This window comes from Photobacterium sp. WH24, from assembly GCF_019204055.1.
Lineage (GTDB): Bacteria > Pseudomonadota > Gammaproteobacteria > Enterobacterales > Vibrionaceae > Photobacterium > Photobacterium arenosum.
Genome location: NZ_JAGSOZ010000011.1, coordinates 125,911 through 139,286 on the forward strand (window position 1 = coordinate 125,911; position 13,376 = coordinate 139,286).

Consider the following 13,376-nt stretch of genomic DNA (forward strand, 5'->3'; position numbering starts at 1 on the left):
AAAATTCCATTAAACATTCATCCATTATGCAGTCGCCTATCTGAAAGAGCTGATTACAGTATTAACCGTTTCGTCACGATCTTGTTTTCTTACTTAAAGGTACAAAATGAATTCATCTTTAAAGCCAACCAAAGCGTTCGTGTTCACATCGTGGGCGGCACTCGCGATTGCACTATGTGCCTATGCCGTCGGATTACTGAATGCCGATCTTCAGCTCAATGAAAAAGGCTACTATCTTGTTGTCATGCTCTTTGGCCTCTTCAGTGTGATCACTTTACAAAAGACGGTACGGGATGAAATGGAAGGCATTAAAGTCACCAGCGCATATAAAATGCTGGTGATTGCCTGTGTGGCTATCGCCTGTGCATTAATGGTCATTGGTCTGTGGAACGCCGATACACTGGCACTAAATGAAAAAGGCTTTTTTGCCATTGCATTTGTGCTCGCGCTGTTCAGCGCAATTGTGACCCAGAAAAATGTCCGTGATCTCTCTTATTTTGACCAAGAAACGCCTCATAACATTGCAAGTTCACCTTCAACGGAAACTGCCGATACTGCATCAGAAAAGCTGTAATAGTCTGTCTCTCAACTCTATCCCTCCCTGTCACGATCATAGGCAGCCCTCATGGCTGCCTGTGTTGTTTGCTGGGTTTAGCTTAGTGACATTTTGGCCACACTCGCTGTATGCTTGCCTGACTCTTACATGTAGATGGATTTTCGTCAGGGACGCTTATGGATATTGATGCGCTGCGCAGCTTTCTCGCTTTTATCGATACAGGGAGTTTCACCCGAGCAGCAAAACAGACCTTCAGAACACAGTCTGCTATCAGTATGCAGATGAAAAAACTGGAACAGGAATTAGATAAATACCTGTTTCAGCGTGAAGGTCGTCAATTGGTGCTGACTCACGAGGGGCAACAATTAGCAAGCTATGCCCGCCGCTTGTTAAGCCTGCATGACGAGGCAGTGTCCAGCCTGAAATCGAATACAGACACCCAACCTTTGCTGATCGGTTGCCCGGATGATTATGCTGAAACCTTGCTGCCGCACCTTGTTTTCCTGATTCGCGAGCAACTTGGTCCGGTTCAGATACATGTCACCTGTGCATCCAGCGTGCGTTTAAGGCAACTGATGGATAAAGGCGAATTAGATGCCGCCATGCTGACACGCCATCCAGACTCGGAAGAAGGCCACTTTCTGATGCATGATCAGGGAGTGTGGTACGGCACATCGCAATCCGATTTACTTCATCGTCGTCCACTGCCCATTGCGCTTTTCCAGGCAGATTGTAAATTTCATGCGGCGGCGCTGGATGGTTTGATGAAACAGGAAATCAGCTTTGATCTGATCAGTTGCAGCAGCAGTGCAACAGCACAACGCGGTATGGTGCGGGCCGGGCTGGCTATCGGGGCAATGGCACGAAGCAGTATGGCGCCGGATTTACGGGTCCTCATTGCCGATTGGCTGCCATCACTGCCGAATATTGATATCGTGCTGGCGCTGGCATCCCGGTCACAGTCCCGACTGACGGCCCAGTATGCAAAGTCGATCAGCCATGGGTTTCAACGCAATCCGCCCGTGATTCCATGTGATTCACAGCCGATGGACAAACCTCACGGAATCACAATGATGAAAACTGCAATCAAATGTGAATAGCACTCGCCTGCCGGTTTATTTTGTGGCATTGTCCCGCGACAGAAAACTGTCATACGCACTAACCCGAAGATATTAAAACTATGCCCGATACCCAGCCTAAATGGATGTCACTACTGACTAAAATCACTGTTTACCTGTCGCTGCTGATGCTGGTCATTGGTGGCGGACTCGCCTTGTACGCCATCGTGTACGGCCCCTAGTTTATTGACAATACTTTACGGGCCATGAATTGACGGGCCAGTGATGGCCCGTATTGCCTGAAGCCTTAGTCAAACAGAAAAACGCTGACTACATTCTCATACCGCCATCCACTTCCAGCACCCGTCCGGTGAAATAGTCATTTTCCAGAATAAATTTCACCGCATGAGCAATTTCTTTGGCCTGACCAACACGCTTTAACGGGATCATTTTCTCAAGCCTGTCTATCGCTTCCTGCGGCATTTGATCAGCCATTGCCGTTCTGACGACTCCCGGCGCGATAGCCGCGGCGCGAATGCCATAACGTCCCAACTCTTTTGCCCAGCAAACAGCCATAGTAGCTACTGCGGCTTTGGAAGCAGCATAGTTGGACTGACCAAAATTTCCGGCTCTGGCGACACTGGAAATATTAATAATCACCCCAGGCCGTTGCGTCTGGATCATACGGGCAGCAGCTTCACGCCCACAGAGAAAAGTCCCTGTACTGTTGACTGTCATCACGGCATTGAATTGCTCAAGGGACATTTTTGTTACTTCACCCTCTTTCACTTTTACCAGCAAGCCGTCACGCAGAATACCGGCATTGTTCACTAAGCCGTCCAACTGACCAAAATCGTCAATGATCTGATCGAATACCCGCTCAACCTGGCTTTCCTGAGTGACATCCGCTGCATAGGTCAACGCTTTGCTGCTTAACATCTGGCATTGAGTTCGCGTCTGCGCGAGGCCTTCCTGATTGAGATCTATCAAGGCCAGGTCAGCACCGGCCTGAGCCAGCGTCACGGCCATCATTTGCCCTAATCCCTGACCAGCACCGGTGATTGCAATCACAGCATTTCGTAGATCCATACTGATCTCCTTTCACTTTAATGTTGTTTTACTTCACCGTGATAAAACTCAAACAGGCTGGAAAAATCGCGCTGTTCATTGCCGTTCGCATTATGAAACGCATACAGATTGCGAGCCAGTGCTCCCATTGGCACCGACGTCTGACTTTGCAGTGCAGCATCCATGCCTAATCCCAAATCTTTGAGCATCAGTTTACTCATAAACCCAGGCTGATAACCTTTACTGGCAGGTGCATTGTCCATCACCCCAGGACAAGGGTTGTAAAGCTCCAGTACCCAGTTACGGCCGGAGCTTTGCAGCATGATGTCCGACAGCACCTTGGGATCCAATCCGTTTTCCATGCCCAGATTAATCGCTTCACAGGCACCCGCCATTTGAACGGCCAGCATCAGGTTATTACAGATTTTTGCCATCTGCCCGGCACCGGCCGGTCCCGCATGGAAAATATTTTTTCCCACATGCTGCAGAACCGCTTCGGCGCGATGAAAAGCTGAATCCGTTCCACCGACGATGAATGTCAGCGTACCGGCTTCTGCACCGGCAACACCGCCAGAGACAGGAGCATCAACAAACTCCAGCTGATGCTGCTGGGCATGGCTGGCCACTTCTTTTGCCGTTGCGGGATCAATAGTGGAAGAGTCAATCAGAAAAGTGCCGGATGAAACCAGATTGAACAGGCCGGCTTCAGGCTGTCCTTTTGGCCCCAGATAGACATCATGGACATGCTGACCTGCCGGCAGCATGGTGATCACGGTATCCGCTCCGGCCACTGCTTCTTTTAAAGAGGACGCCACCTTAGCCCCCTCATCTTCCAGCTTACGAGCCGCATCAGTATTGATATCGTAAACATTGACGTGATAACCCGCGCTGAGTAAATTCCTCGCCATCGGGCTGCCCATGTTGCCTAATCCAATAAATGCTATTGCTGCCATAACACACTCCTGTTCAGACTCTGTAAGCACGGCTCTATGCGTTGGGTGCAGGTATTACTCTACGCCTAAGTTGCGCAGCGGGTGATCATCATCACTCCACATGGGTGCAAAGAGATCATCAATCACGCTGCTATCTACTGCCGACACATTGGGGAAAATCCATTTCGGTTCGCCGCACTTATCAATCAATCGTGCCCGGACGCCTTCCTGAAACTCGCCCAGCATGCCGCAGCGAACAGATAAACCAAGCTCAAGGCGGAAACAATCAGCCAGAGAAAGGGCTTTGTAGTCCGTCATTTGCCGGTAGCAAATATGCGCCGTAACCGGACTGCCCTGTTTCAGGGTTGATTTCGCAGTTTCCAGCCAGGTACCTAAGCCGTCAATGGCCTGAATTTGCTGACAGATTTCGTTCAGGTCTCGCCCTACGCTGGCAGCCTGAATCTGAGGAAAATACGGGATCATCTGGCTGGGCGGCCATGCTGGTTTCGCGGTTTCCGCTAATTGACCCAAACACGCTGTGACCGCCAGGTCTGATTCCCCAGCCTGCTGCCAGTCAATCGCCTGCAAACCGGAAAGCACGGCCTGTTTGTGCTCAGACAATAAAATATAATCCGCCATTTTCAGATCGAGGGCATCGCTGGCATTCACACGTGCCCCCGTCAGCCCCAAAAACAGGCCAATGCCGGGAGGTAACTGATTCAGAAACCAGGTGCCACCAACATCCGGATACAAGCCAATCGTGACTTCCGGCATCGCCAGTAGGCTGGTCGGCGTCACTACCCTGTGGCTCGCCCCCATATACAGACCGATACCACCGCCCATTACAATGCCTTCACCCCATACGATGAGCGGTTTTTTGTACTGATGGATCTGATAATCACAGCGATACTCAACACTGAAATATTCAGTCAGAAAAGCTTCAGGTGATGCGCCGCTTTCACCGGCCTGCTTGTGGGCATCGGCTTCAATCATGGCATGGTACATGGCGCGCACGTCACCGCCGGCGCAAAAGGCTTTGCTGTGCTCGCTGTGAAGAAAAACACACGCGATATTGCTGTCATTTTCCCAGTCAGCCAGTTGAATGCTTAACTGCTTGAGCATTGGCAGTGTCAGTGCATTCAGTGCTGCGGGGTTTTCCAGTGCCGCGACACCAATGCGGGAGCCGTCTGCGCATTCCAGCTCGTTAAATTTGATTGTTCCTGTCATGATCTCTCCATTCATGAATTCTCCATTCATGATCTTTCCATCCTGCGTGTCTGCCAGAACCATTGTGGCGGACACGACATCCAGTCTTTCTGTATTATTCGTTTTTCCAGACAGGTGCACGTTTCTCCAGAAACGCATTCACGCCTTCTTGTTGATCGGCTGTATCAAACAGGCGGACAAAACGCTCCCTTTCCTGAATGAGCCCCTGATGTAAAGGCGCAAACCTTGCTTGCTGTATCAATGCCTTACAGGCTGTGACCGCTGTCGGGGACTGGTTAGCCACTTCCGCCGCCAGTTTCATTGCCGTCTCCAGCCCTTGCCCTGACGCCACCACTTCTTCAACCAGACGGATGTCCAGCGCCTGCGAGGCGCCCACCCGCTCACCACACAAAATCATACGTTTTGCCCAGCCTTCACCCACCAGCCAGGCCAGATTCTGCGTACCACCAGCGCAAGGAAGCAGGCCAACACTGGCTTCCGGCAATGCCATCACCGCATGGGCCTCAGCAATGCGGATGTCGCAGGCTAACGCCACTTCAAAGCCACCGCCCATTGCATAACCGTTAATCGCAGCAATCGAGACACCCCGGTACGACGACAATGTTTCAAAGGCCTGACCGAAGCAATAGGCCATGTCAGCCGCCACGCCTTTATCGCCGCTGGCAAAGAGTTTGAGATCGGCACCGGCAGAAAAGAATTTCTCACCTTTTCCCGTCAGCACCAAGGCATAAATGGATTTGTCTGCATTCAGTGCTTCGACCAGAGATTTCAGCTGATGAAGACTGTCTGCCGTCCAGGTGTTAGCTGGCGGATTATTCATGGTCAGTACTGCAACATGGCCATCAATCGTCACTTCAATCGGGCCGTTTGTTTGTGTCAGTGGGTGCATCATCCCGCCCTCTTTATCTTTAATTGCGTACTCTGTGATTACGTAGTTTGGGTAACTTCTTGCCTGTGGACTGAGCACAACGATTCAAAGCAGTGCAGTATCGTCGTTCAATAACCGGCGCGCGATGATCAAGCGCATGATTTCATTGGTTCCTTCCAGAATCTGATGTACCCGCACATCGCGGAAATGGCGTTCAATCGGATATTCCTGGATATAGCCATAGCCGCCATAGAGCTGCAACGCCTGATCACAGACCGCAAAACCCACATCGGTTGCAAAGCGTTTTGCCATGGCGCAATACGCCGTCGCTTCCGGATCGCCGCGATCCAGCTTGCTGGCGGCATATCGCACCAGTTGACGGGCCGCCACCAGTTCAGTCGCCATATCGGCCAGTTTGAATTGCAGGGCCTGAAAGTGAGCCAGCGGTTTACCAAACTGTTTGCGCTCTGTCATGTACTGGCGGGCCAGATTCAGCGCCTGCTGCGCGGTACCCACGGAGCAGGTTGCTATGTTGATCCGGCCGCCATCCAGGCCTTTCATGGCGAATCTGAATCCCTGGCCTTCTTCACCTAGCAGGTAATAAGCCGGAATCCGGACTTTATCGAATGTCACCGCGCGTGTTGGCTGGCTGTGCCAGCCCAGCTTAGGTTCTTTGCGGCCATAGCTGATACCCTCAGCACCGGCCGGCACTATGAACGCCGAGATACCGTCAGGCCCGGCTTCACCGGTTCGGGCCATCACAATCAGCAAATCCGTATCTCCGGCACCGGAAATAAAGGCTTTAGCGCCAGAGATCTCATAATGATCCCCTATACGCACCGCCTTGGTCGTCAGCGATGCCGCATCAGAACCTGCGTTAGCTTCAGTCAGACAATAAGATCCGAGCCATTCACCGCAGCTCAGTTTCGGGCAGCATTCAGTTCTGGCCTGATCGGTCGCGAAACTGGCAACCATCCAGCTCACCATATTGTGTATCGTCATAAACGCTGTGGTTGAGGTGCAGCCCATCGCCAATTGTTCAAAGATGACGGAGGCATCCAGCCGATTCAGCCCCATGCCACCTTGCTCCGGCGGTGTATACAGGCTGAGAAATCCCATTTCACCGGCCTGACGCAACACATCCTTGGGGAAAGTAGAGGTTTCGTCCCAGCTGGCAGCCATAGGTAATAACTGCTCCCTGGCAAACTGACGTGCTGCTTCTTCAAAGGCACGCTGATCTTCATTGAGTTCAAAATCCATCGCTTACTCCGGCACAGGTAATCATCAATGATCCATATTTATAGTCAGGTTAGGGCCTTTCGGGATGTCGTCATCAAACCACCGCGCTGTCACCGTTTTGGTCTCGGTGTAAAAACGGACGGCCTGCTTGCCATAAGCATGTAAGTCACCATAGAAACTGCCGCGCCAGCCCGTGAATGAAAAGAAAGGCAATGGCACAGGAATCGGCACATTGATACCCACCTGACCAACCTGAATCTCATGCTGAAACTTGCGCGCCGCCGCGCCGTTGGCGGTGAAAATAGACGTCCCGTTTCCGTAAGGGTTGTTATTGATGAGTGCAATCGCTTCTTCAAGCGAAGCCGCTTCGACACAGACCAGCACAGGACCAAAAATTTCCTCGCGGTAAATGCTCATTTCCGGGGTGACGCCACTGAATAACGTCGGCCCGACCCAGTTACCATTCGGGTAATCTTTCACTGTGCATTCAGTACCATCCAGCTCGCACACCGCCCCTTGCGCTTTGCCTTCCTGAATCAGTCGCAGTACCCGCGTTTTGGCCTCCGCGCTGATCAGAGGACCGTAAGCGGCATCTTCCTCATCCCAGCCGCCGGGCTTCATGGCTGCCATGGCTTCTTTCAGTTCGGGAATCCAGGCTTTTGCACCGTCAACAAACACGGCAACCGAAATTGCCATACAACGTTGACCAGCCGCCCCGACGGACGCCCCCACCAGATTGTTGATCACCTGTTCTTTGTTCGCATCAGGCATGACAACCAGATGGTTCTTCGCACCCGCGAACGCCTGAACACGTTTCAGATTGTGTGTACCGGTTTGATAGATATAGCGTGCGACCGGCACTGAGCCGACAAAAGACACAGTACGGATATCCGGATGTTCCAGCAGATGATCAACCTGGGCTTTGCGGCCATGTACGACCTGCAGCACACCGGGAGGCGCACCGGCTTGTTCGAACAATTCAGCCAGCCTGACTGATGTCAGAGGCACCTGATCGGAAGGTTTAAGTATGAAGGTATTACCGGCAGCGATAGCCAAAGGGAACATCCAAAGCGGGATCATGGCCGGGAAGTTGAACGGCGTAATACCGCTGCAAACACCCAGTGGCTGAATCAGCGAGTAAGTATCGATGTTAGTGGCGACATTTTCAGTGGTTTCACCCATCATCAGGCTGGCAATGTTTGCCGCCTGTTCAACCACTTCAATTCCGCGCCAGACATCCCCTTTGGCGTCGGCCAGAATTTTGCCGGTTTCACTGGAGAGCAAACAGGCCAATTCATCATGGTGTGCTTTGAGCAGTTGCTGGTAACTCAGCATCAGTCTGGCCCGTTCAGGCACGGGCACAGTTTTCCATTTCTCAAAGGTGGCTTTGGCACTGGCGATGGCTTTATCGATCTCGGATGTCAGCGCGCAAGGCAGATGGGCGATGACCTCGTTGGTCGCGGGGTTAGTCACATCAATCCATTCATCTGACTGCGACTGGCAAAATTTTCCTTCAATAAACAGAGGTACTTTCTCAATCATTTTCACGTCCTCTCACCTGTCTTTCCATAGCTGGCGTCACCGCTGCCAGGCACGAATAATTACTGAGCCGGTAATTCGATAGCGATTGCTGTGGCTTCCCCGCCACCAATACATAACGAGGCAATACCTTTGCAGACGGCGCCGTCTTCCTGCTGTTGTCGACGAAGGGCATGTATCAGGCTGACGATGATTCGTGCGCCACTGGCCCCTATCGGATGCCCCAGGGCGCAGGCGCCACCATGAATATTGACCTTGTCGGCATTTAAATGCAGTTCACGCACCGCAATTTGCGTAACGACCGCAAACGCTTCATTGATTTCCCACAGATCCACCTCATCGACTGACCAGTTCAGACGACCCAGCAACTGACGGATGGCGTCTACCGGTGCCAGGGTAAATTCAGACGGCAGGCGTGCATGGGTTGTCTGACCGCGAATGATCGCTATGGGCGATAAACCATGATGGCGGGCAGTTTCACTGTCCATCATCAGCAACGCGGCTGCGCCATCGGCAATGGAGCTGGAATTAGCGGCAGTCACTGTGCCGTCTTTGGCAAATACCGGCTTAAGCTGCGGGATCTTTGCCGGATCGACTTCATTGGGGTGCTCATCGGTTTTCACCAGATGCTCCCCGCGACGATCCGCCACCACCACCGGGCAGGTTTCCTGATCAAACCAGCCATGCTCTATCGCCAGACGCGCCCGCTCTACTGACATTGCAGCCCAGTCATCCATGTCTTCGCGGCTGAATTGCATCGCATCGGCAATCTGCTGTGCATACACGCCCATCAGTTCGCCTTCGTAAGCATCCTGTAAACCATCCAGAAAAATGTGGTCTTCCGTTGTCTGATGCCCGAGGCGAAAACCGCCCCTTGCCTGCCGAAGAAGATACGGTGCATTGGTCATGCTTTCCATGCCTCCGGCCACCGCAGTGTGAATACTGCCGGCACGGATCATATCCGCAGCCAGCATCACGGTTTTCATCCCGGATCCGCACACTTTATTTACTGTCACGCAGCCTGTAGAAATGGGTAAACCGGCATTCAGTGCCGCCTGACGGGCCGGCGCCTGACCACAGCCGGCCGGCAGTACACAGCCCATCAGCACTTCGTCAATGTTCAGACCATCGGGCTGATCGGGGGCTAATTCATCGGCGAAAATACCAATGCTTTCCAGTGCGCCTTTTATCGCATACGCCCCCAGTGTTGTTGCCGACAAAGAAGAAAACTGCCCCTGAAAACTGCCCAGAGGAGTTCGCTTGGCAGACACTATCCAGACTTCCTTTTCCGGTTGCTGAGACTCGCCGCGTTGGGGTGCGGCTGTCTTGGTGGTGGTTTCCATTACCCGGCTCCACTTTTCTTGACGTTTACGTAAGCATAGCACTAACATTTACGTAAACGTTAAGAAACAAAACAACAACAGTATCACTTCTATTTGGTTGATAGGCGTACAGAATTGTTGCCATGATGCCGGCCTGGCCAGCGTTCTGACTCCACTCTGTGACAGTCGGTTATTCAGTCCCGCTTAATCCGCAACGAGAGGACAGCAGCGTGGTGAACACCTTTAAGATCAGTGAACTTGCCAAAGAGTTTGGTATCACCACCCGCAGCATTCGTTTTTATGAAGATGTGGGGCTGCTCCAGCCAGACAGAGAAGGTGCCATACGCATCTATCAGCGGCGGGACAAAACACGGCTGAAATTAATTCTACGCGGAAAGCGACTGGGTTTTTCGCTGGCCGAAATCCGCGAGCTGTTTGACCTGTACGATACCAACCAAAGTGACGGCCAATTGCGGCAAATGATCACAATGATCGACGAAAAACAGCACAAACTTCAACGCCAGTTAGACGACATTAGGGTTGTCATGGAAGAACTGAACGCCGCCAAAAGCCGATGTAAACTGGCACTGAACGGTAAAACGAAAGAAAAATAGCCCGTTGGCTAATCGCCAACTGAGCATCACGACATCTTGTTGAGAATACAGCCGTTTCTCAGGACCAGTCCGGTTACCGGATAAAGGAGATCCTATGAAAGACCTGTTTACCCCGCTCAACTTTGGCCTCGGTGAAACACTGGATATGCTACGCGATCACGTCAACCACTTCGCCGCCGATGCCATTGCTCCCATTGCCGGACAAATTGACAAAGACAACCAGTTTCCCTCCCACTTATGGGCTGCGCTGGGTGAAATGGGTTTGCTGGGGGTGACTGTCAGTGAAGAATTTGGCGGGGCTGGTATGGGCTATCTGGCGCATGTGGTCGCCATGGAGGAAATCAGCCGGGCTTCGGCCTCGGTCGGGCTCAGTTACGGCGCACATTCCAACCTGTGTGTGAATCAGATTTTCCGCAATGGCACCCAGACGCAGAAAGAAAAATATCTGCCTGGCCTCATCAGTGGTAAGCAGGTCGGCGCGCTGGCTATGAGTGAAGCCAACGCGGGTTCCGATGTGGTCAGCATGCAGCTCAGGGCAGACCAAAAAGACGATCGCTACATTCTGAACGGCAACAAAATGTGGATCACCAATGGACCGGATGCCCATACCTTTGTCGTGTACGCAAAAACCGATCCCAAGGCAGGGTCGAAAGGCATCAGCGCCTTTATCATTGAACGTGACTTTCCCGGTTTCACCCGCGCCCAGAAGCTCGACAAATTAGGCATGCGCGGCTCCAACACCTGTGAGCTGGTGTTTACCGACTGCGAAGTGCCGGCGGAGAACCTGCTGGGCCAGCACAACAAAGGCGTCGAAGTGCTGATGAGCGGCCTGGACTACGAACGCGTGGTGCTGGCTGCCGGGCCGCTGGGTATTATGCGAGCCTGTCTGGATGTGTGTCTGCCCTATATCCACGACAGAAAACAATTCGGAAAATCCATCGGGGAATTCCAGCTGGTACAAGCCAAAATGGCGGACATGTACACGCGGATGAACGCAGCCCGTGCCTATGTTTACACTGTGGCTGCGGCCTGTGATCGCGGAGAAACCACTCGCCAGGATGCCGCGGGCGTCATTCTTTATTGCGCTGAACTGGCCACTCAGATGGCGCTGGATGCGATACAACTGCTGGGCGGAAACGGCTATATCAACGAGTTTCCTGCTGGTCGCCTGCTGCGGGACGCCAAGCTGTATGAAATTGGTGCAGGTACATCGGAAATTCGTCGCATGCTGATCGGCCGGGAGTTATTTGAACAAAGCCGTTAAACAGGATTTTAACGACTATTGCAGAAGACAGCCGCCAGAACACAGTCACCATAAGACAGTTAACAGGGACACGGCATCATGGCAATCATAGACAGTCATATCCAGACACATGACTCACAATTCCAGAACAACCAGCAAGCCATGGCTGAGCTGGTTGATGAGCTTCACACTCGCCTTGCTCTTCAGTTGCAGGGCGGCGGTCAGAACGCGCAGGCCAGACAACGCAAAAAAGGCAAACTCCCCGTCAGAGAACGTATCGACAGTTTGCTGGATTCAGGCAGCCCCTTTCTTGAAATCGGCCAGTTTGCGGCCTGGGAAGTCTATGATGAGGCCATACCCTGCGCGGGCGTTGTCGCTGGTATTGGTCGCGTGTCCGGCGCAGATGTGATGATCATTGCCAACGACCCGAGCGTTAAAGGGGGCACCTATTACCCGATTACCGTGAAAAAGCATTTACGGGCACAGGAAATTGCCGAACGCTGCCACTTGCCCTGTCTGTATCTTGTGGATTCGGGCGGCGCTAATCTTCCCCATCAGGCTGAAGTCTTTCCGGACAAAGATCACTTCGGGCGGATCTTCTTCAATCAGGCCAGAATGTCGGCCAAAGGAATCCCCCAGATTGCCATCGTCCTTGGCTTATGTACCGCAGGCGGTGCTTATGTGCCTGCCATGGCTGATGTCGCCATTATGGTAAAAAATCAGGGCACCATTTTTCTGGCAGGTCCGCCATTGGTAAAAGCAGCCACCGGTGAAGATGTCAGCGCGGAAGAACTGGGTGGGGCCGATGTGCACTGTAAAACATCCGGCGTTGCTGATTATTACGCCGATGATGAGCGCCACGCTCTGGCATTAGCCAGACAGGCTGTCGCCAGTTGTCACCGCCCTGCGTCAGTGGCTGAGCAACCAACCTCTGTTCTGCCTCCCCGATATCCTGCCAGCGAACTCTACGGCATTGTCGGCACCGATCTGCGCAAACAAATTGATGTCCGAGAAGTCATCGCCCGACTGGTTGATGGGTCAGATTTTGATGAATTCAAAGCCCTGTACGGCGAAACACTGGTCTGCGGTTTTGCACGATTACACGGATACCCCATCGGCATTGTTGCCAACAACGGCATTCTGTTTTCTGAATCCGCGCAAAAAGGGGCGCACTTCATTCAGCTTTGTAGCCAGCGCGACATCCCTTTGTTATTCCTGCAAAACATCACTGGATTTATGGTCGGGAAAAAATATGAAGCGGAAGGAATCGCCAAGCACGGTGCCAAAATGGTAATGGCGGTTGCCTGTGCCAATGTGCCGAAATTCACTGTCATCATCGGAGGGTCATACGGCGCAGGTAACTATGGCATGTGCGGCCGTGCTTATGATCCCACTATGATTTGGATGTGGCCAAACGCCCGGATATCCGTGATGGGCGGTGATCAGGCAGCCGGTGTACTGGCTCAGGTCACGCGGGACAGCAAACAGCGTCATGGCGAGACATGGTCGGCTGAAGAGGAAGAAGCCTTCAAAGCCCCGATTAAAGCACGGTATGAAAAAGAAGGATCACCGTATTTTGCCAGTGCACGCCTGTGGGATGACGGCATTATCGATCCCGCGCAAACCCGGGATGTACTCGGTATGGCATTGCAAGCGGCAGCCAATGCGCCTGTTGAAAGCACACAATTTGGCATATTCCGAATGTAACAG

13 protein-coding genes are annotated in these 13,376 nt (G+C 52.5%); 6 read left to right on the top strand and 7 right to left on the bottom strand.

The features are described 5' to 3' along the window. Positions 1-106 precede the first annotated feature (106 nt). From yiaA to KCG43_RS14570, 3 genes are all read left to right on the top strand, one after another. Positions 107-574 carry an inner membrane protein YiaA gene (yiaA, locus tag KCG43_RS14560; protein ID WP_218385795.1) on the top strand — a complete coding sequence of 156 codons (468 nt, stop codon included), beginning with the start codon at positions 107-109 and terminating at the stop codon, positions 572-574. Between the two features lie 158 nt (positions 575-732). After that, entirely contained in the window at positions 733-1,656 is a 924-nt protein-coding gene (locus KCG43_RS14565) for a LysR family transcriptional regulator (protein WP_218385797.1), read from the top strand. A gap of 80 nt (positions 1,657-1,736) precedes the next feature. Continuing rightward, positions 1,737-1,856: a 3-ketoacyl-ACP reductase gene (locus tag KCG43_RS14570; protein ID WP_225444986.1), complete on the top strand. Its 120-nt coding sequence runs from the start codon at positions 1,737-1,739 to the stop codon at positions 1,854-1,856. A gap of 88 nt (positions 1,857-1,944) precedes the next feature. Here KCG43_RS14570 and KCG43_RS14575 read toward each other — a convergent pair whose 3' ends face one another. The 7 genes from KCG43_RS14575 to KCG43_RS14605 all read right to left on the bottom strand — a co-directional run bounded on the left by KCG43_RS14575 (position 1,945) and on the right by KCG43_RS14605 (position 9,830). After that, positions 1,945-2,703 (bottom strand): SDR family oxidoreductase, encoded by a 759-nt coding sequence (locus tag KCG43_RS14575; protein ID WP_218385799.1) that lies wholly within the window; start codon positions 2,701-2,703, stop codon positions 1,945-1,947. 17 nt (positions 2,704-2,720) lie between these two features. Continuing rightward, positions 2,721-3,635 (bottom strand): 3-hydroxyisobutyrate dehydrogenase, encoded by a 915-nt coding sequence (gene mmsB, locus KCG43_RS14580; RefSeq protein WP_218385802.1) that lies wholly within the window; start codon positions 3,633-3,635, stop codon positions 2,721-2,723. 54 nt (positions 3,636-3,689) lie between these two features. Further along, entirely contained in the window at positions 3,690-4,841 is a 1,152-nt protein-coding gene (locus KCG43_RS14585; protein ID WP_218385804.1) for an enoyl-CoA hydratase/isomerase family protein, read from the bottom strand. A 94-nt stretch (positions 4,842-4,935) separates the two neighbouring features. Beyond that, on the bottom strand, positions 4,936-5,730 hold the full coding sequence (locus tag KCG43_RS14590) for an enoyl-CoA hydratase (RefSeq protein ID WP_218385850.1): 795 nt from the start codon (positions 5,728-5,730) through the stop codon (positions 4,936-4,938). An 84-nt stretch (positions 5,731-5,814) separates the two neighbouring features. Further along, positions 5,815-6,969 (bottom strand): acyl-CoA dehydrogenase family protein, encoded by a 1,155-nt coding sequence (locus tag KCG43_RS14595; protein ID WP_192013636.1) that lies wholly within the window; start codon positions 6,967-6,969, stop codon positions 5,815-5,817. 24 nt (positions 6,970-6,993) lie between these two features. After that, positions 6,994-8,490 carry a CoA-acylating methylmalonate-semialdehyde dehydrogenase gene (locus tag KCG43_RS14600; RefSeq protein ID WP_192013634.1) on the bottom strand — a complete coding sequence of 499 codons (1,497 nt, stop codon included), beginning with the start codon at positions 8,488-8,490 and terminating at the stop codon, positions 6,994-6,996. 59 nt (positions 8,491-8,549) lie between these two features. After that, positions 8,550-9,830, bottom strand: a complete 1,281-nt coding sequence (locus KCG43_RS14605) for an acetyl-CoA C-acyltransferase (protein ID WP_218385806.1) — start codon at positions 9,828-9,830, stop codon at positions 8,550-8,552. A 212-nt stretch (positions 9,831-10,042) separates the two neighbouring features. Here KCG43_RS14605 and KCG43_RS14610 point away from each other — a divergent pair, with 212 nt between their 5' ends. The 3 genes from KCG43_RS14610 to KCG43_RS14620 all read left to right on the top strand — a co-directional run bounded on the left by KCG43_RS14610 (position 10,043) and on the right by KCG43_RS14620 (position 13,373). Then, positions 10,043-10,423 (top strand): MerR family DNA-binding transcriptional regulator, encoded by a 381-nt coding sequence (locus KCG43_RS14610; RefSeq protein WP_370630697.1) that lies wholly within the window; start codon positions 10,043-10,045, stop codon positions 10,421-10,423. 94 nt (positions 10,424-10,517) lie between these two features. After that, a complete protein-coding gene (locus KCG43_RS14615) occupies positions 10,518-11,687 on the top strand; it encodes an isovaleryl-CoA dehydrogenase (RefSeq protein WP_218385810.1) in 1,170 nt (389 codons plus the stop codon). A gap of 78 nt (positions 11,688-11,765) precedes the next feature. Beyond that, positions 11,766-13,373 carry a carboxyl transferase domain-containing protein gene (locus tag KCG43_RS14620; protein WP_218385812.1) on the top strand — a complete coding sequence of 536 codons (1,608 nt, stop codon included), beginning with the start codon at positions 11,766-11,768 and terminating at the stop codon, positions 13,371-13,373. Positions 13,374-13,376 lie beyond the last annotated feature (3 nt).